The organism is Ruegeria sp. G10, from assembly GCF_056533645.1.
Genome location: NZ_JBQFOQ010000010.1, coordinates 91,947 through 112,877, shown reverse-complemented (window position 1 = coordinate 112,877; position 20,931 = coordinate 91,947). Strand labels below are relative to the sequence as shown.

Genomic DNA, 20,931 nt, shown 5'->3' with positions numbered 1-20,931 from the left:
GGCGCAGCCCGCGCCTGCCCGGCCCCCCTGCCGTCCGCAGGACGCAAGGCCGAAGGCCGCGCCGCTTTCTATCTTTTCCGGATTTGCTGATCTGCCGCCCACCTGCCATGATCGTTGCAACTGGTCTGATGAGAAAGAGCCCGCTCATGGCTGCGTCAAACAAATCCCGTATATGCGCGCTGCTCAAAAGCATTGAATCTGGTGATCCCGGCCCTGTCTCGGTGGTAAACGAGGCGCAGTATATCCAGCATAACCCGCAGACCCATGAAGGCAGCGAAGGCTTGGCGGCGCTGTTCAAACGCCTGTCCGAGACCTCTCCGCGCGTGAATATCGTTCGTGCGTTCGAAGACGGGGCCTTTGTCTTTGCCCATACCGAGTATGATTTCTCGCGCCGCAATATCGGGTTCGAGGTGTTCCGGTTTGAGGACGGGCAGGCGGTGGAGCATTGGGACAATATTCAGCCACGCCAAGGCCCCAATGCCTCGGGCCACAGCATGGTTGATGGGGTGACGGATGCAGGTGATCCCGCACTGACGGAACAGAACCGGGCATTTGTCCGCGCCTTTGTCGAAACGGCTCTGATAGCGGGTGATCTGGATGAGATCGCGGCCTGCATTGATGCGGAGACCTATGTCGAGCATAACCCGCACCTGTCCGATGACGTCAGTGCCCTGCGTGCTGAATTGTCCGATGCCAATACGGTGAACTACCAGCGCCTGCATCGTGTGCTGGCCGAGGGTGATTTTGTCTTAACCGTCTGCGAAGGCGCGTTTCAAGGCAAGCACAGCGCATTCTATGATCTGTTTCGCGTCGCGGATGGCAAGATCGTCGAGCATTGGGACACGGTCGAGACCATCGCCCCGCGCGAGGATTGGAAAAACGACAATGGCAAGTTTTGACCTATCCTGATGCCAACTGGTCCTGCAGCCAGTCCTGAAAGGATTTCAGCGGCTCGGGCATGGCGCGGTCGGTGGGCCAGACCAGATAATAGTCACCCAGACTGACGGGCGGCCCCTGCCAGGCGGGCACCAAACGCCCTGCCTCCAGATCATCGCGCACCAGATATGAGGGCAGCAGACCCACGCCCATCCCGTGGATGGTCGCCTGTATCATGGTCGAGAACTGATCGAACAGCATTCCGCGCAGGCCTGAGACCGCTTGGCCTTGCATGTAAAACCACCTTTCCCACGCGTCGGGGCGCGATTCCAGATGCAACAGTGGGGTGCTGCGCAGGGCGTCCAGCGTCTCATGCGCGGTCTCTTTCAGCGCCGGGGCGCAAACCGGCAGAACCTCTTCCCGCATGATCGGCAGGTAGTGAACTCCTGCCCAATCTTTCTGGCCGAAATGAATGGCGGCGTCGAAGGGTTCAGCGCCAAAATCGAACGGTTTCAGCCGGGTGCCCAGATTGACCGTGACCTCGGGGTGGCGGCGCGCGAAATCCTGCAGCCGGGGGGCCAGCCAGTGCATGCCGAAGGCAGGCAGGATTGACAGATCAAGCGATCCGCCTGCCGGGTTCGCTTTTAGCTTCAGCGCTGCCTGCGCCAGATCCTGCACGGCAGATCTTGCGATTTGCACATAGTCTTTGGCCGCAGGCGTCAGGTGCAACCGCATCTGGCTGCGCTCGATCAGCTGTACGCCGAGCTGATCCTCCATGGTTTTCAGCTGGCGGCTGATTGCGCTTTGCGTCAAAGACAATTCCTCCGCCGCAGCCGAGGCGCTGCCGAGCCTGTCCACCGCTTCAAGCGCCAGTAAGGATGAGATCGAGGGCAGGAACCGGCGTGGCGCAATCATATAACAAATCCTCATACCTTTTACATGCAATAGCACTGGTTTTTCCAAGCGACCAGCGACATGAGTGCAAGACGGCCTTTTTGTCCGTGCCTCTGGCGACCTTGAAATCCATGGCGGGGCACGTGACAAATCCGTCATTGGCCGATGACACTGACCAAACAAGGCAAGACCCATGGACCGCGCCCAGATCGTACATGAGAACTTCCTGACCCGCGTAGCGCGCCGCGACTTGCCCGACGGTGCGCCTCCGCGCCCCGGGCTGAGCGATACAGATGCCGTATCGTTGTTTCGCTCGCAGGTGCTGAGCCGGGCCTTGGACAGGACCAGCCGCGCCATGCAGAAGGCGGGGCAGGGGTTCTATACGATTGGCTCCTCGGGGCATGAAGGCATGGCGGCTGTCGCCCACGCGCTGCGCCCGACGGATATCGCGTTTCTGCATTACCGCGATGCCGCGTTTCAGATCGCCCGCGCCGAACAGGTGCCGGGCCAGCAGATCGCCTGGGACATGCTGCTGAGTTTTGCCTGTTCTTCCGAGGATCCGACCTCGGGCGGGCGGCACAAGGTTTTGGGATCAAAAGCGCTGACCATCCCGCCGCAAACCTCGACCATTGCCAGCCATCTGCCCAAGGCGGTGGGCGCGGCCTATAGTCTGGGTGCCGCGCGGCGGCATGATCCGGAGCATCGCGAATTGCCCGAGGACGGGATCGCGATGTGTTCCTTTGGCGATGCCTCGGCCAACCATTCGACCGCGCAGGGGGCGATCAACACGGCGGGTTGGACCAGCGTGCAGTCGACGCCGCTGCCGCTGCTGTTTGTCTGCGAAGACAACGGGATCGGGATTTCGGTCAAGACGCCCAAGGGGTGGATTCAGGCCTCGATGGAGCATCGGCCCGGGATCAAATACTTTCAGGCCAACGGTCTGGATATCTATGAGACGTTTGCCGTGGCGCAGCAGGCTGCCGATTACGTCCGCACGCGCCGCAAACCGGCCTTCCTGCACCTGAAAACCGTGCGCCTTTATGGCCATGCCGGGGCGGATGTGCCCACGACCTATCTGCCGAAATCCGAAGTCGAGGCGGACGAGGCCAACGATCCCCTTCTGCATTCCGTGCGCCTGCTGGATCAGGCCGGAGCGCTGGCTCCGGATCAGGCGCTGAAAATCTACGAAGAGACCTGTGCGCGGACCGACCGTGTGGCGGTTGAGGCGGCCTCGCGTCCTCATCTGGCCAATGCGACCGAGGTGATGGCCAGCCTGATCCCGCCCAAACGCGCTTGCCGCCCGACCAACGGACCCAGCGCCGAGGCGCGGGCCAAAGCCTTTGGCGGCGATATGCGTGCGATGGACGAACCACAGCCCATGAGCCGCCTGATCAACTGGGCGCTGACCGATCTGATGCTGGAACATGGCGAGATCGTCTGCATGGGCGAAGACGTGGGCCGCAAGGGCGGCGTCTATGGCGTGACGCAGAAGCTTCAGCAGCGCTTTGGCCCGGACCGGGTGATCGACACCTTGCTGGACGAGCAGTCCATTCTGGGTCTTGCCATCGGCATGGGTCATAACGGCTTCATTCCGATCCCCGAGATCCAGTTCCTCGCCTATCTGCACAATGCCGAGGATCAGATAAGGGGTGAGGCAGCGACCTTGCCCTTCTTCTCGAACGGCCAGTTCACCAACCCGATGGTGCTGCGGATTGCGGGGCTTGGATATCAAAAGGGCTTTGGCGGGCATTTCCACAACGACAATTCTCTGGCCGTTCTGCGGGATATTCCCGGCGTTATCATCGCCTGCCCGTCAACTGGGGCCGATGCGGCGCAGATGTTGCGCGAATGCGTGCGGCTGGCGCGTGAGGAGCAGCGGGTCGTCGTGTTTCTGGAACCCATCGCGCTTTATCCGATGCGCGATCTGCACACGCCGCAGGATGCGGGCTGGATGACCACCTATCCCTCACCGGATCAGCGCATTACGTTGGGCGAGGTGGGCGTGCATGGGGACGGCACCGATCTGGCCATCGTGACCTATGGCAATGGTCATTACCTGTCGCAACAGGCCCTGCCCGAGTTACAGGCGGCAGGCCTGAAGACACGGATCATCGACCTGCGCTGGCTGGCCCCGATGCCGGTCGAGGCCCTGCGCGCGGCCACCAAGACATGCGCACATGTTTTGATTGTCGACGAATGCCGCCGCACCGGCAGTCAGTCCGAGGCGCTGATGACTTTCTTCGACGAAGAAAGTCCCGCCACCCCGACCGCCCGCGTGGTGGCCGAGGATTGTTTCATCGCAACCGGCCCGGCCTATGCCGCGCCGCTGCCATCGAAAGACGGCATTGTAGCCGCCGCGCTCAAACTGACCGGAGGCGCCTGATGACCCGCACCGCCGTTGTGATCTGCCCGGGCCGGGGCACCTATAACAAGCCTGAACTGGGCTATCTGCACCGTCACCACGCCGATAAGATGCAGATGTTCCACAGTTTCGACGCCATCCGCGCCGAGGCCGGGCAAGAGGCGGTCACCGCTCTGGATAGTGCAAGCCGTTTCACAGTCAGTAAGTATTCGCGCGGAGATGTGGCCTCGCCCCTGATCTACGCCGCATCCCTGGCCGATGCGCAGGCCCTGGCGAGTGACATCGAGGTGGTCGCTGTCACCGGGAACTCGATGGGCTGGTATATCGCAATGGCCGCCGGGGGCGCGTTGTCGCCCGAGAACGGATTCCGCGTGGTGAACACAATGGGCACGCTGATGCAGGACCATCTGATCGGTGGTCAACTGGTCTACCCCTTCACCGATGACACTTGGGCCAACGACCCGGCGCGCAAGGCCGAGTTGCTGGACGAGGTGGCATGGATCAACGGGGTGGAGGGTCACACTTTGGCCCTGTCCATCGATCTGGGCGGCATGCTGGTTCTTGCGGGCAATGAGGATGGTCTTAAAGCCTTCGAAGGGTCTCAGCCAACAGTTCAAGAGCGGTTTCCCATGCGGCTGGTCAACCATGCCGCGTTCCACACCGCCCTGCAGGCTCCGGTCGCGGCCGAAGGTCGGGCGCGGCTGGGCGCTGACCTGTTCGACCAGCCCAAGCGCCCCTTGATTGATGGGCGTGGCAAGATCTGGTGGCCCGGGGCGACGGATACGCGGGCGTTGTGGGACTATACTTTGGGTCATCAAGTGACCGAGCCTTATGATTTCACCCGCGCAATCCAGACTGCGGCGCGCGAGTTTGCGCCTGATCTGCTGATCGTCACCGGTCCCGGTGCGACACTGAGCGGGGCAGTTGCGCAGTCGCTGGTTCTGTCCAACTGGCGGGGCATGGACGACAAGGCCGCGTTTCAGGCGCGACAAGAGGCGCAGCCCGTCGTGATCGCCATGGGGCGCGATGACCAAAGGCCGCTTGCAACCGGCTGACGCAGCGCTCTAAAGAACCTGCGATACCGCAAGGAGCCCGACGTGAACAATCATGATCAGTCCCTTTGGCTGGAAACCTGCCGCGAACATTTGCAAAGCCAGCCTTTGACCCGCGACATCACGGTCGATCTGGCGATCATTGGCGGCGGATATACCGGTTGTTCAGCCGCCCTGACAGCCGCGCAAGCGGGGGCGTCGGCCTGTGTGCTTGAGGCGGCAGAGATCGGACACGGAGGCTCGGGTCGCAATGTGGGGTTTGCCAATGCGGGCCTCTGGTTGCCGCCCGAAGAGATACGCAAGCATTTGGGTCCAGAGGCAGGAAATCGACTGATTGAGCTTCTGGCCGCAGCGCCCTCTGACGTATTCGACCTGATCGACGCACATGAGATCGCGTGCGATCCCACACGCAACGGGACCCTGCATTGTGCGCATTCGGCGGGCGGCTGGCGCGATCTGCAGGCGCGATACGCGCAATTGAGGGCGACGGGCGCGCCGGTCGAACTGCTCTCTTCTGATCAGGCAGCACAGCGCACCGGGAGCGGGGCGTTTTTTGGGGCGTTGTTTGACCCTCGGGCAGGAACGATTCAGCCACTGGGTTACGTGCGTGGTCTGGCGCGTGCGGCACAGGCGGCGGGTGCGCAGGTATTCACGCAAAGCCCGGTTCAGTCCATGCGCCATGATGGCAATGTCTGGATTCTGACAACCGGGCAGTGGCGCGTACGGGCAAAATCGGTGCTTCAGGCGACCAATGCCTATCACCGGAACCTGCAGACTTCGGCCCCGGCCTATGTCCCGGTTTACTACTTCCAATACGCAACGGCACCTTTGTCCGACAACCTGCGCGCCAGCATCCTGCAGGGGGGAGAGGGGGCCTGGGATACAGGGCTGATCATGACCTCGTTCCGGATGGATCACGAAGGGCGGTTCATACTCGGCGCGATGGGCGATCTGGCTGGTGCAGGGGGTGCCGCGCATACCGCCTGGGCCAAACGCAAACTGGCCGAGCTTTATCCGCAACTGGCCGATCAAGCCCTGCGGCAAGGCTGGCACGGGCGCATTGCGATGACGTCGGACCATATCCCCAAGATCACCCGGATCGGGCCGAACGCGCTTGCGGTCCATGGCTACTCGGGTCGCGGCATTGGGCCAGGCACTGTATTTGGTCGCCTGACGGCACAAAGCCTTTTGCAAAAAGACCCCGCCTTGTTGCCTGTCCCCGCAGTGGCAGATTACACCGAGCGCTGGACTGGGCTGCGCCGAGTGTACTTCGAAACCGGTTCGGCGCTTACGCATCTGTTCAAGGCGCGCTTCTGATCTTAGGTTTTGTGGCCACGATCAGTCCTTTAACGTCGCCGCGATGGACTCGATCCGGTCCCGCAACCAGCGATGCGCCGGGTCGTTGGCCGAGCGTTGGTGCCAGACCATGTAGATCGACACCGGATCGCAGTTGAAAGGCAGCGGTGCGCAATCCAGCGCTGCCAGCGGACCACGTTTCATCAGTGCCGTGTCGGTCGAGATCAGGTCGCTGCCTTTCACAAAGGGCGGGATGGCGTTGAAATGCGGCAAGGTGACGACGGGCGGTCTGATCTGGCTTTGATCCACGCCGCGCATCACGGCGCGCGCGTTGCGGCCATCGGCAAAGCGCACCTCGACATGGTCGCTGTTGCAATAGGCCTGCCAGTCCTGCGGTGGATCGCGGTGCGTGGCGTCGTAGAACACCATCAGCGGACTGCTCAGCAGCCGTTTCTGAAAGATATCCGGCCCGTCTGGTGGCAGCGGCGTCAGCATCAGCTGACACCGGTCGCTGCGCAGCAGGTCCGGGTCGGGCACGCCCGAGGGGATGAATTCCAACCGCAGACGCACCCCTTCGGTCCGCGCGTCGCGCAGCAGGTCGGGAAAGATCAACTCACGCGGCATATCATTGGTGGCGATCTGAACGTCGATCTGCTCGGATAACGGATCAAAGGGCCGCCCCTGCGTCAGCGCCCGCATCCCGTCCAGCACCCGTTGCGCAGGCTCTTTCAGTGACAGCGCGCGCTCGGTCGGGGTCAGGCCCTGACCGGATCGCACGAACAACGGATCGCCCAGCACCTGCCGCAGTTTGGCCAGCGTGTGGCTAATCGCCGATTGCGTTACGCCCAGCCGGTCGGCAGCTTTTGAAACCGAGCTTTCGTCGAGTATCGTCAGGAACACCCGCAGGACCTTGCCGTCGAGATCAGTGAAATCAATCTTGCTCATATCATCTATGATTATTCATGAATGGATTTGGTGTCTATGCAGCTTTAGATGATCCTTAGCAAGCAGGGGGCACGCGATGGGAATCCGCTTTTTCTCGGACAAAAACCGACCCGTTCATATGGGGCCATACCCGCTGGAACGACTGGCGCGGCAGGATCGGATGCCCGATCTGGGGCAGGTCACGCCGATGCGCGCGCTTGGTTTTCAACGGCCAGATCAGCCCGAGAGCATCGTTAATGCGATGGGCGAGTTTCAGGCGATGATGGATGCGATCCGGGACGGGTTTGTGAACCCGATCGCCTCGGAAATTCCTGCCGATCCTGCCGAGCGGGCCAACCACCTGAAAGCGTTTGGCTATTTCAACGATGCCTCGATGATGGGCTGCGGACCTTTGCCGCCCGAGGCAATGTTGCCGGAACCCCGGCGCAACCCCGATATCGACCGGTTGGCCCATGCGCTGAAAACGCGGCAGACCAAGACGCTGGCCTCGGGTATCGACGTGATCATGGCGGACCTGAAGGAAAGCATGGAGGCCGCGCCGCGCCCGATGGACAGCCACCGCCATGCGATTGTCTTTCTCTACGAACATAACCGCGACCCTGATCCGAACGAACCCGGAGCCGATTGGATCGGTGATGCGCAGGACCACCGCGCCTGTCTGCTGGCCACCGAGAATGCGGTGGTGATCGCCAACTATATCCGCCTGTTGGGCTTTGATGCGCGGGCGCATACGGCGATGTCGTCCGAGGTTGATCTGGGCAAGCTGGCGGTTGCGGCGGGGCTGGCCTCGGTTGAGGGGGGTGAGGTGATTGCGCCGTGGCTGGGCAAGCGCTTCGGTCTGGCCGCCGTGACCACCGAGATGGAGATCGCCCATGATCGCCCCCTGTGCCCAATGGCCGACCAGCCGTGGTTCCGCACACAAGGCCCCGCATGGTGGCTGGGCGCGGGCTTTGCCAAGAACGCGCTTAATCGGGATGCCTATGCCAGACGGCGTTATGTGGACGGGGCGCACCCGTTTGAAAACCTCAAGCGGGTCGAGAGCCCGACCACCTATATCGACGAGGAGAACGTCGCCCGCGTGCCCAAGCGCGCGGATATGTTCGCGCGGGCTCAGTTCGGCGACATGGGCAAGTCGCTTCAGGACGCGACCAAGGGCGGGCATTACGTGCGCAAATCCGCCCCCAGCTTTGCCCAACGCCGCGCGCTGGGCGCGTTTGTTCTGCTGCAGGATGGCGACAGCGCCGAGGCCGAGCGGCCCACTGATGCGAAACGCAATGCCGCCAATATCAAGGCCGCGACCTATTTCCTTGGGGTCGATGCGGTGGGCCTCAGCCGGTGCCCGGACTGGAGTTGGTATTCCCACGACGCCACCGGAGAGGAGATCATACCACCCCATGATCAGGCCATCAGCATGATCATCGATCAGGGCTATGAGACCATGGAGGGCGCCAGCGGCGATGACTGGATCAGCGTCGCGCAGTCCATGCGCGCTTACCTGCGGTTCTCGCTGCTGGGCGGCGTGATCGCGCAGCAGATCCGCAACCTCGGCTACAAGGCCAAGGCGCATACGGTGATGGACGGCGAGGTGCTGCAGCCTCCGCTGTTGCTGTTGAGCGGCTTGGGCGAGGTCAGCCGGATCGGAGAGGTGATCCTGAACCCTTACCTCGGCCCGCGCCTGAAATCCGGCGTGGTGACGACTGACATGCCGATGGCGCATGACAAGCCGATTGATTTCGGCCTTCAGACCTTCTGCGAGTCCTGCAACAAATGCGCTCGCGAATGTCCCTCGGGCGCGATCACGGCTGGACCGAAGCTGATGTTCAACGGCTATGAGATCTGGAAATCCGACAGTCATAAGTGCGCCACCTACCGGATCACCACGCCCGGAGGCGCGATGTGCGGGCGCTGCATGAAGACCTGCCCGTGGAATCTGGAAGGTATCTTCAAGGAGCGCCCCTTCCGCTGGGCCGCGATGAACATCCCCCAAGCCGCACCGGCTTTGGCAAAGCTGGATGATGCCGTGGGCAATGGCGGGCTCAATGACGTCAAGAAGTGGTGGTGGGATATCGAACTGGACCCCGACGGGGCCTATCGCCCCTCGAAACATGCGCTCAACCGGCGCGATCTGCAGCGCGACCTTGATCTGAAATACGAGGATCAAACGCTGGCCGTCTATCCCGCCCCGCTTGCGCCGCACCCGTGGCCTTACCCGTTTCACATGGACCGCGAAGCCGGGATTGCGGCCTATGAGGCGATGGTCACCGCCGCAGACTACAAGGCGCGCAAGGCGTCGGGCGACGGGTCGGTTGTCCACCGCTATCAGGTCGCGGGCGACGCGCCGGTGATGCGGGTGGAACTGACCAAGGTCGACAAGATGACCGCTGATGTCACTAAATACGAATTCACCACTTTAGACGGCGCGCCGCTGCCAGAATGGACCGCTGGCGCGCATCTGGACGTTTTGGTGTCGCCTGAATTCCTGCGGCAATATTCGATGTCGGGCGATCCGTCCGACCGCAGCACCTATCAGATCGGGGTGCTGCGCGAGGATGAAGGGCGCGGCGGTTCGGCGCTGTTGCATCGTATCTTCAACGAGGGGCGCAAGGTCTTCATCTCGAAACCGATCAACCATTTCGAGCTGGATGAGACCGCGACCAAGACCTTCCTGATGGGCGGCGGCATCGGCATTACGCCGATGATCGCCTTTGCCCACCGCTTGCACGCATTGGGCAAGCCCTTCCAACTACACTATTCTGCCAGCACCCGCGCCGGGGCCGGGTATCTGGTCGATCTGGCCGCAATGCCTTGGGCCGATCACGTTCACTACCACTTCTCGGACGAAGGCACCCGCGCCGATCTGGACGCGATCCTGTCGGGCTATCAGGACGGCTGGCACGTCTATACCTGCGGCCCGGACCGTTTCATGGATGGCGTGATGCAGGCGGCCGAGGCACAGGGCTTTCCCGAAGAGGCGCGGCATCTGGAGTATTTCTCGGTCCCCGAACAGCCGGAATACGAGAATCATGCCTTCACCCTGAGGCTGGCGAAATCGGGGCGCGATCTGCCTGTGCCCGCCGACAAGGACGCGGCGCAAGTGCTGAATGAGGCGGGCATTCACGTGGATGTGAAGTGCTCGGACGGTATCTGCGGCGTCTGCAAATGTGGCGTGATTTCCGGAGAGGTCGAGCACCGCGACTTTGTCCTGTCGAACAAACAGCGCGAGGGCGCGATCATCCTGTGTCAAAGCCGTGCCGCCCAGCCGGAGGCGGTGATCGAGATCGATCTGTGAACGATCACCAAAAACGACATTTCGATTCACAAAAATTGGTCGCTCCAGCCATGGACGCGGCGGGTTTGCTGCACTAACGTCCCGGTCAAACCCCAGTCTATCCTGATCAACAGGTGCGAGGTATTTTCATGGACTATCACAGCCCCGCCAGCTTCGCCGAGGCGTCGGCTCTGGCAACAAACGCAACGGGTATCACGCGGTTTCTGGCCGGCGGCACCGATGTGCTGGTGCAGCTGCGCTCGGAATTGGTGACCCCCGATACGCTGATCGACATCAAGAAGATCGAAGGTGTCAGCGACATCACCCACAATGCCGATGGCAGCTGGACGATCGGCGTCGCCGTCACCGGTGCCGAGATGAGCGAACACGCCGAACTGGGCCGCGACTGGCCCGGCGTGGTCGAGGCGATGGACCTGATCGGCTCGACTCAGGTGCAGGGGCGGGCGACGCTGACCGGCAACCTGTGCAATGGCTCTCCTGCAGCGGATTCGGTGCCTGCGATGGTTGCGGCCGGCGTGACGGTCACCGTGACCGGGCCCGATGGTACCCGCGAGGTCGCTGTTGAGAACATCCCGACCGGCCCCGGCAAGACCTCGCTGGCAAAGGGCGAGGTGATCTCGGCCGTGAACATCCCGGCGCGCGGAGACAACGCGGGCGATGCCTATCTGCGGTTCATCCCGCGGACCGAGATGGATATCGCCGTGGTCGGCGTTGGCGTCAGCCTGCGCCTGGACGGTGACACGGTCACCGAGGCCCGAGTCTCGCTGGGGGCGGTGGCGCCCACCGTCTTGCTGGTTGAGGACTGTGCCAAGGCGATCATCGGCAGCACGCTGGATGACGCTGCACTGGACGCGCTGGCCGCTGCGGCCTCGGCCGCGTGCAGCCCGATTGATGACAAACGCGGCACCATAGCGTTCCGCACTGAAGTGGCCGGTGTTCTGGCCAAGCGCGCTGCGAAAATCGCCTATGCCCGCGCGAAGGGAGAGCAAGCATGAGCAAGATTCACGTATCCACCACCGTAAACGGGGACGCGGTCGAATACCTTTGTGATCCGCGCGAAACCCTGCTGGATTGTCTGCGCGACAAGCTGAATCTGACCGGCGCGAAAGAGGGCTGCGGCACCGGCGATTGCGGCGCGTGTTCGGTGACTGTCGATGGTCGTCTGGTTTGTTCCTGCCTGATGCTGGGGGCCGAGGCCGAGGGCAAGGACATCGAAACCGTCGAAGGCATTGCGGATGGCGACGTCCTGCATCCGTTGCAGAAAAAGATGATCGAATACGCTGCCCTGCAATGCGGCATCTGCACGCCGGGCATTCTGGTGGCGGCCAAGTCGCTGCTTGAGAAAAACCCGAACCCCACCGAAGAGGAAACCCGGTATTGGCTGGCAGGTAACCTCTGCCGCTGCACCGGATACGACAAGATCATTCGCGCCGTAATGGACACGGCGGCAGAGATGCGGGAGGCGTCATAATGGCTCTGGACGATCGTAAATCCGACTTCACATTTGTGGGCACACGCCCCGACCGACCGGATGGTCTGGACAAGGTCACAGGCCGCGCCAAATTCGGCGCGGATGCCTATGCGCCGGGGATGTTGCACGGGGCCATTCTGCGGTCGCCCCATGCGCATGCGCGGATCGTGAAAATCGATACCTCAAAAGCTGAGGCCCACAAGGACGTCAAGGCCGTCGTCACACGCGCCGATTTCGCCGATGTACCATTCCTGCCCGGTCTGGAAGGCGAGTTCTGGAACGTGCTGGAAAACGTCATGGCGGGGGAGAAGGCGCTTTATGACGGCCACGCGGTGGCAGCGGTTGCGGCTACCTCGGCGCTGGCCGCGCGCGACGCGTTGAAACTGATCGAGGTCGAATACGAGGTTCTGCCGCACGTCACCGATGTCGACGAGGCGATGGCCCCGGACGCCCCCGTGATCCGCGAAGGTGCTGCGGACTATTCCGTGCCGGAAGGGATGCACCCCAACGTCGTGCGCTATCACGAAAGCGGGCATGGCGACGTCGAGGCCGGTTTCGCCGAGGCCGATCTGGTCATCGAAGACAGCTTTACGACTGAGGCCACCCATCAGGGCTATATCGAACCCCATGCCTGTCTCGCCGCGATGGGCAATGACGGTAAGGGAGAGCTGTGGTGCACCACGCAAGGCCACTGGATCGCACAGAAAACCTGCGCTGCGCTTCTGGGCATCGAAACCTCGCAACTGCGTGTCACCGCATCCGAGATCGGTGGCGGTTTTGGCGGCAAGACCACCGTGTTCATCGAGCCGGTTGCGCTGGCGCTCAGCCGCAAGGCGAACCGCCCGGTCAAGGTCGTGATGAGCCGGTCCGAGGTGTTCCGGGCCACGGGGCCGACCTCATCCGCGTCGATGGATATCAAAATCGGCATGAAGAAAGACGGCACGATCACTGCCGCTCAGGGCATCTTCCGCCTGCAGGGTGGGGCTTTCCCCGGCGCTCCGGGCGACATGACCGCCATGTGCGCCTTTGCGCCTTATAACCTGACCAATGTGCGGCAGGTCGGCTATGATGTGTTGGCCAATCGCCCGAAACAGGCGGCGTATCGCGCGCCCGGTGCGCCAATGGGTGCGTTTGCCGTGGAATCCGTGCTGGATGAGTTGTGCAACAAGCTGGGCCTCGATCCGGTTGATGTGCGCCTGAAAAACGCCGCGCATGAGGGCACCAAGGCCAGCTATGGCCCGACCTATGAACGCATCGGTCTGGTCGAAACACTGGAAGCGGCCAAAGCGCATCCGCACTATTCGGCCCCTCTGAAACCGGGGCAGGGACGCGGCATCTCCTGCGGGTTCTGGTTCAACCACGGGGGCGAAACATCCGTGTCGCTGGCCCTGTCCGAGGATGGCTCGGCGCAGGTTATGGTGGGCACGCCGGATATCGGCGGCTCGCGCGCGTCGATGGCGCTGATGGCGGCTGAGGTGTTGGGTATTCCCTATGAGAACATCCGGGTCACTGTCGCCGACACCGCGACACTGGGATACAACGACGTCAGCCACGGTAGCCGGGTGACCTATGCCTCAGGTCTGGCGACCATCAAGGCGGCCAAACACGCGGTTGAACGCCTGTGTGAACGCGCCGCTGCCAAGTGGGGCATTCCAGTGGATGCGGTAAAATGGGAAAACGGCTGTGCGGTGCCTTCGGGCCCCAACGCAGGCGATTTCGATCCGTTGCCGCTGGCGGATATTACCGCCAATATGGGCGCGACGGGGGGGCCGATTTCCGGCCACTTCGAAGCGACCCCCGAGGGCGCAGGCGTGTCCTTCGGCACCCATATCGTCGATGCCGAGGTCGATCCGGAAACCGGCAAGACCTCGATCACCCGCTACACCGTCATTCAGGATGCGGGCAAGGCGATCCACCCCACCTATGTCGAAGGCCAGTATCAGGGCGGTGCCGCGCAAGGCATCGGCTGGGCGCTGAACGAGGAATATATCTATGGCGAGGATGGTCGCCTGCAGAACTCGATCTTCCTTGACTACCGTATACCGGTCGCCAGCGACCTGCCGATGATCGACACGGTGATTGTCGAGGTTCCCAACCCCGGCCACCCGTTCGGCGTGCGCGGTGTGGGCGAGACGGGCATCGTGCCCCCGTTGGCCGCCATCGCCAATGCAGTGTCCAACGCGGCGGGCGTGCGGATGAAGCAACTTCCGATGTCTCCGCCGCGCATCCTCGCGGCGCTCAAGGACAATGGTTGAGGTCCACCTCTGGTCCGGCCTCCGTTCTTTGACCGGGGGCCAGCAGGTGGTCGAGGTCGAGGCCCAAACCACCGGTGAACTGCTTGGTGCATTGGTGCGCGCCCATCCGCAATTGCAGGCCCCGATTGATGCGGGTGTCTCGATCGCGATTGATGGGCGCGTCATCGCCAGTGGGTTAACCGAACCGATCCCCGAAGGGGCAGAGGTTTATCTGATGCAACGCCTGCGCGGTGGTTAGTACCTGCGGAACCGCTTGGGTGAATAGCGGTAGTGAGGCGTGCGGAAACCTTTGTGCTTTAGCTGCAGTTTGTGCGCCCGATATTTGGGGTGCTTGAACGCAGGGTGATAGTATTGCTTTTTCACCTTTGGTTTCTTGTAAATCTTTAGCTTTGGCTTCTTGTAGATCTTCAGCTTGAGCTTCGGCTTGTGAACGTTCGCTTTGACGACCGGAAGGTCGACTTGCGCCGGGCTCACGGCGACGGCGTGATACCGGTTGATACGCGGGGCCGAAGCCTCGTGAAGCGCGACGTCGAACGCCGGGACAGTTTTGTGCCCGAATGGCTGAACGGCCGTCACATGTTGTGCGTGTGCGGCTTGCCCGGCCAGCAAAACAACCAGCGCGGACAGATATGTATGGATGGGCTGTTTCATCATCTCTCCTATCTCTTGCACCACTTTTGGGCCTGAGAATGAGATGGGAGCGGCGGTGTCTCTTGCCCAATAAAGCTTGCTCACAGCCCGGCGAGAGAATGTGCGAAGTGACGCGTGAACCCGGCGCTCAGGGCCAGCTATCCGAAAGAATGAACTGGCTACAGATTTCGGTCAGCGTGGGAAAGCGGGTGCGTTCCCTGAGATAGAGATACACCTGCCGTTTGTCGCTCAGATCGGCAATCGGGCGGAAGGCGACGTCTGCGGGCAGGAATTCAGCCACTGTCTGCGGCAGGACCGTGATCCAGTGGCCCGACCGCACCATCGTGATCAACGAGTGGGTGTTGTGCACAGTGACCTCGGCAGTGTCGGTTTTCGCCGCGAATTCAGGGGTCTGGATCAGATCGCATAGCGGGTTGCGGATAAAGGATGCGGCTTGCAGATCCGCAATGGTCGGTGGGACTTTTTGCGTGATCAGCGCATGTTCCGAGGCTGTCACGAGGCCAAAGGCATCTTCAAACAGCGGCATGGCGCGGACCCCGTTCAAAGCATGCAGCCCCGAGGCGATGCCGATATCCGCCTGATCGCTGGTCAAGGCGTCCAGTACCTGCTGCGTGTCGGTATCGCGCAGTTCAACCTGCACTCCGGGACATTGTGTGGTCATGTGTTCCAGCAGCCTGGGAAACAGCAGCGCGCCCACCGACGGGACCGAGACGATACGGATCAGACCCTGATCCGCATGGGCAGCGGCCTCGATATTCTGGATTGTCTGGTCGAATTGACGAACTTGTTGCAGGGCCAGATCAAACACCTGCTCTCCCAGCGCGGACAGTCGGTTTTTGCGCTCGCCTTCGAACAGCTTCTTGCCCAGATGGTCTTCCATCTGTTTCAGCTTCATTGACAGCGCGGATTGCGTGCGGCCCAGCCGGTCTGCTGCTTCGGCCAGATTGCCGGTCTGGGCAACTGTGCAAAAGCACCGCAGCATTTCCAGTTTCAGTGTCAAATTTCAATTTTCCTGAATTTGGCTTCAATTATTCGAGTTTGACTGATGTGATCAAAGGAATCCATCCTGCGCGGGGTAAATTCTGACTCTGGGGCGCAATGTGACCAAACTGAACCTGATCGCTGGTGAATGGCTGGCGGGTGAAAGCGAAATTGAGAACCGCAATCCATCGGATCTGAGCGATCTGGTCGGCATGTTCGCCCAGGCCAGTGCAGACCAGCTTGACGCGACGCTGGATCAGGCGCGGATTGCGCAGGCTGAATGGGCCGCCTACGGGCTGGAGCGTAAGCAGGCCGTCCTGAACGCCATCGGCACCGAGATGATGGCTCGCGCTGAAGAGCTGGGTACGCTGCTCAGCCGCGAAGAGGGCAAGCCGCTGGCCGAAGGCAAGGGCGAGGTGTTCCGCGCCGGTCAGTTCTTTACCTATTACGCCGCCGAATGCCTGCGCCAGATCGGAGAGAACGCGGATTCGGTCCGCCCCGATATCGAGATCGATGTTCGGCGTGAAGCCGTCGGTGTGGTTGCCATTATCAGCCCGTGGAATTTCCCCACCGCCACCGCGTCGTGGAAGATCGCGCCCGCCCTTTGCTATGGCAATGCGGTGGTCTGGAAACCCGCCAACATCACGCCCGCTTCGGCTGTGGCACTGACCGAGATCATCGCGCGGCAGGACATTCCGAAGGGCCTGTTCAGTCTTGTGATGGGGTCGGGGCGCAGCATTGGTCAGCGCCTGGTGGAAAGCCCAAAGGTCAACGCGATCACTTTCACCGGCTCTGTGCCGGTGGGTAAGGGGATTGCCGCTGCGGCGATTCAGAACCTGACCAAAGTACAGATGGAGATGGGGTCCAAGAACGCGTTGGCCGTGATGGATGATGCGGATCTGGATCTGGCGGTAACGCTTGCGCTGGGCGGCGCATTTGGAGGGACTGGGCAGAAATGCACCGCCTCGTCGCGCCTTGTGGTGCATGAGGGCATTCACGATGCCTTTGTCGAAAAACTGGTTGCGGGCGCGCAGGCGATGAAGGTCGGTCATGCGTTGGAGGAGGGCACTCAGATGGGCCCGGTTGTCAGCCAGCAGCAGTTGACCGAGAACCTTGCTTATGTCGATCTGGGCATTTCCGAGGGGGCCGAGCTGGCCTGCGGCGGGCGGCGGCTCGAAATGCCTCATGACGGGTTCTATATGTCGCCGGGCGTATTCCTGAATACGACCAACGAGATGCGCATCAATCGGGAAGAAATGTTCGCGCCGCTGACCAGCGTCATCAAGGTCGGCAGCTATGACGAGGCGCTGAGCGTGGTCAATGACACCCGTTTTGGCCTGACTTCGGGCATCGTGACCACATCGCTGGCCCGCGCGACCCATTTCCGCCGCAATGCGCGCACGGGCGTCGTCACCGTGAACCTGCCCACCGCTGGCACGGACTATCACGTACCCTTTGGCGGGCGTGGCGACAGTTCCTATGGGCCGCGTGAACAGGGTAAAGCGGCGGCAGAATTCTACACGACCGTCAAAACCGCCTATATCAGCGCGGGCCCGGTGTGATGCTGATTGATGGGCTGCAATATACCAACTGGTCGGAGAAGATTTTCCGCCAACTGCGCGAAGGGGGCGTAGACGCGATCCATGTCACCATCGCCTATCATGAAAATTTCCGCGAAACGGTTTTGAACTTCGAGAAATGGAACCGCTGGTTTGAGCAATACCCGGACCTGATCATGAAAGGTCGTTGGGCCACTGATATCGACAGGGCCCGCGCAACCGGACGGACGGCTGTGTTCTTCGGGTTCCAGAACCCCTCTCCGATCGAAGATGACATCGGGCTGGTTGAAATCCTGCACGATCTGGGCGCGCGCTTCATGCAGCTGACCTATAACAACCAATCGCTGCTGGCGACCGGCTGCTATGAGGCTGAGGACACAGGCATCACCCGCATGGGCAAGCAGGTGATCAGGGAAATGAACCGCGTCGGCCTTGTGATCGACATGAGCCATTCCGCAGACCGCTCGACCATCGAGGCCGCCGAATTGTCTGAGCGTCCGATCGCCATTACACACGCCAATCCACATGACTGGGCCCCCGCCTTGCGCAACAAGCGCGATGCGGTGATCCGTGCGGTTACGGAAAACGGTGGGATGTTGGGCTTTTCGGTCTATCCTCATCACTTGAAAGACAAGTCCGACTGCACGTTGGAGAGTTTCTGCGACATGATTGCCCGTACAGCAGACACATATGGGGTCCAGCATTTGGGGATTGGTACCGACCTGTGTCAGGACCAGCCCGACAGTGTGGTGGAATGGATGCGCGTCGGGCGCTGGACGAAAGAAATCGACTATGGCGAAGGCTCGGCCTCGGCCCCCGGGTTTCCTCCGATGCCCAAGTGGTTTCAGGATAACCGCGATTTCGGCAGGATCAGGGAGGGTCTGCGCGCAACCGGCATGAATGCCGACGAGGTCGCGGGCATTATGGGCGGAAACTGGTATCGCTTCTTCTCAGACAATTTCGGGCCTCAGGGCGAATGAGCGACCAAAGCCCTCATATCGCGCGCCGCGATCCCGGCATGGTGATGCGCCTGTCGCGGTTGGGGTCGCTGCATCAGTGTCGGCTCAGCTTCATGCGGCAACTGACCCGCCGGATGGCCGCCGAGCGCTGGACTTTCACCCGGCCGGTCTTTGAGATTGATGACAAGGGTGTTGGCCATGCTGTCTACACCGCGCAAGGGCCCCAGCGCGCCTATTCGCTGGTGGCGTTCGCCCATGATCTGCCTCCCGAGCAGCGCTCGGACCGGGTGATTGCCGAAGCCTGGGACGCGACCTTTGCGCTGTTCGATGGCATCCCCAGCGCACAGGACATTGATCGTTTATCCCGGAACGTGCCGCTGCAAGAGGCTGGGCGCGTAAGTGAGCGCGAGTTGTCGCTGTCGCGCGCCAACCGCTCGGTGCGTTTGTGGGCGCATGTGGTGGATTGTCTGGCCGCTGGTCGGCAGCCGGACCTCGAACAGATATACAAGGTCGGCTACCTGATGAGGACCACGGCCGTCTATGGCTCGGGCAAATTCGGCGCGGCGGATCGTGAAAAGATCGCGGATCGGGATGAGGTCAGCGCGCCGTTTCAGGCCGAGATGCTGTCGGTGTACCTGACCCGAACCTTCGTGCGTGATCTGGTGCAGCACATGGCGCACGCCAAGGGCGGCGCCCGAACCGCGCGGCTTGATCCGGATATCGCGCGCTGGTTGGGGATCGGCAATTCAACAGGGCTGGGAATGGCCCCATTCATCGTCAACCACCCCATTCTGTTCAACAACTGGATCATGGTCCGCGAAGAGGCCATCGCGCGCGTCCGGTCGGTGAAAACGGCATCAGAGGCCGAAACAACCTGTTTCCGCGACCTGTTTGAACGCAGCAAGCTTTCAGCTTCATGGTGGCGCTCTGAGCATCCCGCCCAGATCGAAAAGCTTGCCGCGTTGGACGCAGACCTGCGCGCCATCTCTGCCTATATGGACGGGGCAGATCTGGCCGAAGATTCCCCATGGGATCGCCTGATCCTCTGGTCACAGGAGGCGCTGAGCGAAGAGGGGCAGGAACTGCTGGCTTCGCTGATACTGGAGCCGTACGGCGATCTGGTCGATGGGTTGACCTGTTGCATGGCAGACAGCAACAGCGCCGCGCATGTCATAGACGGTGGCATGACCGTTGCCGAGGTGCGCGACCTGATCCGAACCAGTTTCGGCTGGGCACTTGATCTGGATTGGAGCGCACCCGCGCATTGCGGGCGTGCTTGGTATGTCTCGGAAGAAAAGCTGGAACCCCGGCTGGGCGAGCGGTTTGATGAGCCAATCGCCGAGTATGAGCAGCCGTTGGCCCCGGCCCGGGATGCGGCTTTGGCTGACAGGTTGCTTTCGCAATGGCCGGAAACCGCCCCGATCGCCGATGTCCTGCTGGACCACCCCGAACATCGCCACACAATCCGTCGCGCGCAAATGAGCCGTTTCGCGCCCTATGGCGAGATTCGCGACAACACGATCAGCGCTGATTTGCTGCCAATTGATATGCTGCGGGCCAAGTTGTCGTTTTTTGGGGCTACGCACTTTGATCCGCGATCGGACAGGTGGGTGCGTATCTGTATGTACGCCGGGGCGCCCTATCCCGAAGAACTGACGGATCAGACCGCCGATCATTGGGTTTACCCGGAGCGCGCGCAGTGACCCGGTCGCTCAACGAGGTTGAAGCCACGGCCAAGCGTGCGGCACGCGGTGCAGGTTACCCGTGGGGCCTTGCCGAGGAGGCAGGCAAGGCCACCCGCTGGCTCTGTGCGCAAGGGTTGGATGGCGCAAATGCTTTGACCCAAGTGTTGCAGCAAGATCTGGCGGCCTCGCTACAGGATCACCGACCGGCATCCAATGGCATGGATTGGCAAGGGCATGGGGTGCTGTGCCCGATCTTCGCGGGCGCGGTGCTTTCTGACCGCTCGGCCCTGCTGAGTGCCGGACCGATCCGCATCCGAAACCTTGCGGTGCCGGTCTTGCTGATGCCTTTTGCCGCGTCTGCGGCGCGTGCCCGGAAGGCGGTGATCACGGTAACATCCGACCTGTGCAAGGCCGCCACCGATGGCGAGAGGCTTGCAATCGAGCGCGACTGGCCCCTGCTTGCCGATCATGCCGAGATCGCCTTGGGCGGCCAGCTTGGCACGCCTCGGCCGCAGGCGACCCGCGCGGTCCCGGACCCGGCCAGTTGGGCCGCGCTCAACCGATATGCCCATCGCACATATGCGCCCGCCACCGAAGAGTCTCGGCTGTTGGGGGCCGGGGCGGGCCTGTCCGACAATGACTGAATGAGAGATTGA

The 20,931-nt window shown here is 61.8% G+C and carries 17 protein-coding genes; 13 read left to right on the top strand and 4 right to left on the bottom strand.

Going from position 1 to position 20,931, the window contains the following annotated elements:
* Window positions 1–146: 146 nt before the first annotated feature.
* The gene (locus ACR0KM_RS16835; RefSeq protein ID WP_480860472.1) at window positions 147–899 is read left to right on the top strand and encodes a nuclear transport factor 2 family protein; all 753 of its coding nucleotides are present in this window, start codon (window positions 147–149) and stop codon (window positions 897–899) included.
* 1 nt (window position 900) lies between these two features.
* On the opposite strand, the gene ACR0KM_RS16830 is transcribed toward ACR0KM_RS16835, so the two are convergent.
* Complete coding sequence (locus ACR0KM_RS16830; protein WP_480824822.1) at window positions 901–1,791, bottom strand: LysR substrate-binding domain-containing protein; 891 nt, start codon at window positions 1,789–1,791, stop codon at window positions 901–903.
* A gap of 172 nt (window positions 1,792–1,963) precedes the next feature.
* Here ACR0KM_RS16830 and ACR0KM_RS16825 point away from each other — a divergent pair, with 172 nt between their 5' ends.
* From ACR0KM_RS16825 to ACR0KM_RS16815, 3 genes are read left to right on the top strand one after another with little or no spacing between them, the layout of a single operon-like run.
* On the top strand, window positions 1,964–4,153 hold the full coding sequence (locus ACR0KM_RS16825) for a dehydrogenase E1 component subunit alpha/beta (RefSeq protein ID WP_480860470.1): 2,190 nt from the start codon (window positions 1,964–1,966) through the stop codon (window positions 4,151–4,153).
* Window positions 4,153–5,187: an ACP S-malonyltransferase gene (locus tag ACR0KM_RS16820; protein ID WP_480860468.1), complete on the top strand. Its 1,035-nt coding sequence runs from the start codon at window positions 4,153–4,155 to the stop codon at window positions 5,185–5,187. Before ACR0KM_RS16825 ends, ACR0KM_RS16820 begins: the two co-directional genes overlap by 1 nt.
* A 42-nt stretch (window positions 5,188–5,229) precedes the next feature.
* Window positions 5,230–6,501 carry an NAD(P)/FAD-dependent oxidoreductase gene (locus ACR0KM_RS16815; protein ID WP_480860465.1) on the top strand — a complete coding sequence of 424 codons (1,272 nt, stop codon included), beginning with the start codon at window positions 5,230–5,232 and terminating at the stop codon, window positions 6,499–6,501.
* A 21-nt stretch (window positions 6,502–6,522) separates the two neighbouring features.
* On the opposite strand, the gene ACR0KM_RS16810 is transcribed toward ACR0KM_RS16815, so the two are convergent.
* Entirely contained in the window at window positions 6,523–7,425 is a 903-nt protein-coding gene (locus tag ACR0KM_RS16810) for a LysR family transcriptional regulator (protein ID WP_480824816.1), read from the bottom strand.
* Between the two features lie 76 nt (window positions 7,426–7,501).
* Between ACR0KM_RS16810 and ACR0KM_RS16805 the strand changes: the two genes are divergently transcribed.
* The 5 genes from ACR0KM_RS16805 (at window position 7,502) to ACR0KM_RS16785 (ending at window position 14,678) form a co-directional block, all read left to right on the top strand.
* Window positions 7,502–10,714 (top strand): reductive dehalogenase, encoded by a 3,213-nt coding sequence (locus ACR0KM_RS16805; RefSeq protein WP_480860463.1) that lies wholly within the window; start codon window positions 7,502–7,504, stop codon window positions 10,712–10,714.
* Window positions 10,715–10,842: 128 nt separating this feature from the next.
* Window positions 10,843–11,709: an FAD binding domain-containing protein gene (locus ACR0KM_RS16800; RefSeq protein WP_480860461.1), complete on the top strand. Its 867-nt coding sequence runs from the start codon at window positions 10,843–10,845 to the stop codon at window positions 11,707–11,709.
* Window positions 11,706–12,185, top strand: a complete 480-nt coding sequence (locus ACR0KM_RS16795; protein WP_480824811.1) for a (2Fe-2S)-binding protein — start codon at window positions 11,706–11,708, stop codon at window positions 12,183–12,185. Before ACR0KM_RS16800 ends, ACR0KM_RS16795 begins: the two co-directional genes overlap by 4 nt.
* Entirely contained in the window at window positions 12,185–14,440 is a 2,256-nt protein-coding gene (locus tag ACR0KM_RS16790) for a xanthine dehydrogenase family protein molybdopterin-binding subunit (protein WP_480860458.1), read from the top strand. The genes ACR0KM_RS16795 and ACR0KM_RS16790 overlap by 1 nt, the downstream gene beginning before the upstream one ends.
* Entirely contained in the window at window positions 14,433–14,678 is a 246-nt protein-coding gene (locus tag ACR0KM_RS16785) for a MoaD/ThiS family protein (RefSeq protein ID WP_480824807.1), read from the top strand. The genes ACR0KM_RS16790 and ACR0KM_RS16785 overlap by 8 nt, the downstream gene beginning before the upstream one ends.
* Here the strand turns inward: ACR0KM_RS16785 and ACR0KM_RS16780 are convergent.
* Together ACR0KM_RS16780 and ACR0KM_RS16775 are read right to left on the bottom strand one after the other, a co-directional pair.
* On the bottom strand, window positions 14,675–15,091 hold the full coding sequence (locus ACR0KM_RS16780) for a hypothetical protein (protein WP_480860455.1): 417 nt from the start codon (window positions 15,089–15,091) through the stop codon (window positions 14,675–14,677). The two genes, ACR0KM_RS16785 and ACR0KM_RS16780, sit on opposite strands and share 4 nt — an antisense overlap.
* A gap of 127 nt (window positions 15,092–15,218) precedes the next feature.
* Entirely contained in the window at window positions 15,219–16,091 is an 873-nt protein-coding gene (locus ACR0KM_RS16775) for a LysR family transcriptional regulator (protein ID WP_480860453.1), read from the bottom strand.
* A gap of 100 nt (window positions 16,092–16,191) precedes the next feature.
* On the opposite strand from ACR0KM_RS16775, the gene ACR0KM_RS16770 reads away from it, so the two are divergent.
* The 4 genes from ACR0KM_RS16770 to ACR0KM_RS16755 are packed head-to-tail and all read left to right on the top strand — an operon-like array spanning window position 16,192 to window position 20,919.
* Entirely contained in the window at window positions 16,192–17,634 is a 1,443-nt protein-coding gene (locus ACR0KM_RS16770; RefSeq protein ID WP_480860450.1) for an aldehyde dehydrogenase family protein, read from the top strand.
* The gene (locus ACR0KM_RS16765) at window positions 17,634–18,611 is read left to right on the top strand and encodes a membrane dipeptidase (RefSeq protein WP_480860476.1); all 978 of its coding nucleotides are present in this window, start codon (window positions 17,634–17,636) and stop codon (window positions 18,609–18,611) included. The genes ACR0KM_RS16770 and ACR0KM_RS16765 overlap by 1 nt, the downstream gene beginning before the upstream one ends.
* Complete coding sequence (locus tag ACR0KM_RS16760; protein WP_480860448.1) at window positions 18,608–20,293, top strand: hypothetical protein; 1,686 nt, start codon at window positions 18,608–18,610, stop codon at window positions 20,291–20,293. Before ACR0KM_RS16765 ends, ACR0KM_RS16760 begins: the two co-directional genes overlap by 4 nt.
* The gene (locus ACR0KM_RS16755) at window positions 20,290–20,919 is read left to right on the top strand and encodes a DUF3726 domain-containing protein (RefSeq protein WP_480860446.1); all 630 of its coding nucleotides are present in this window, start codon (window positions 20,290–20,292) and stop codon (window positions 20,917–20,919) included. The genes ACR0KM_RS16760 and ACR0KM_RS16755 overlap by 4 nt, the downstream gene beginning before the upstream one ends.
* The last annotated feature ends 12 nt before the right edge of the window (window positions 20,920–20,931 follow it).

Coding starts and splice junctions, on each gene's coding strand:
- ACR0KM_RS16825 (WP_480860470.1), top strand. CDS start 1,964: ATGGACCGCGCCCAGATCGTACATGAGAACTTCCTGACCCGCGTAGCG.
- ACR0KM_RS16765 (WP_480860476.1), top strand. CDS start 17,634: ATGCTGATTGATGGGCTGCAATATACCAACTGGTCGGAGAAGATTTTC.
- ACR0KM_RS16760 (WP_480860448.1), top strand. CDS start 18,608: ATGAGCGACCAAAGCCCTCATATCGCGCGCCGCGATCCCGGCATGGTG.
- ACR0KM_RS16830 (WP_480824822.1), bottom strand. CDS start 1,791: ATGATTGCGCCACGCCGGTTCCTGCCCTCGATCTCATCCTTACTGGCG.
- ACR0KM_RS16785 (WP_480824807.1), top strand. CDS start 14,433: ATGGTTGAGGTCCACCTCTGGTCCGGCCTCCGTTCTTTGACCGGGGGC.
- ACR0KM_RS16820 (WP_480860468.1), top strand. CDS start 4,153: ATGACCCGCACCGCCGTTGTGATCTGCCCGGGCCGGGGCACCTATAAC.
- ACR0KM_RS16790 (WP_480860458.1), top strand. CDS start 12,185: ATGGCTCTGGACGATCGTAAATCCGACTTCACATTTGTGGGCACACGC.
- ACR0KM_RS16810 (WP_480824816.1), bottom strand. CDS start 7,425: ATGAGCAAGATTGATTTCACTGATCTCGACGGCAAGGTCCTGCGGGTG.
- ACR0KM_RS16795 (WP_480824811.1), top strand. CDS start 11,706: ATGAGCAAGATTCACGTATCCACCACCGTAAACGGGGACGCGGTCGAA.
- ACR0KM_RS16800 (WP_480860461.1), top strand. CDS start 10,843: ATGGACTATCACAGCCCCGCCAGCTTCGCCGAGGCGTCGGCTCTGGCA.
- ACR0KM_RS16805 (WP_480860463.1), top strand. CDS start 7,502: ATGGGAATCCGCTTTTTCTCGGACAAAAACCGACCCGTTCATATGGGG.
- ACR0KM_RS16780 (WP_480860455.1), bottom strand. CDS start 15,091: ATGAAACAGCCCATCCATACATATCTGTCCGCGCTGGTTGTTTTGCTG.
- ACR0KM_RS16835 (WP_480860472.1), top strand. CDS start 147: ATGGCTGCGTCAAACAAATCCCGTATATGCGCGCTGCTCAAAAGCATT.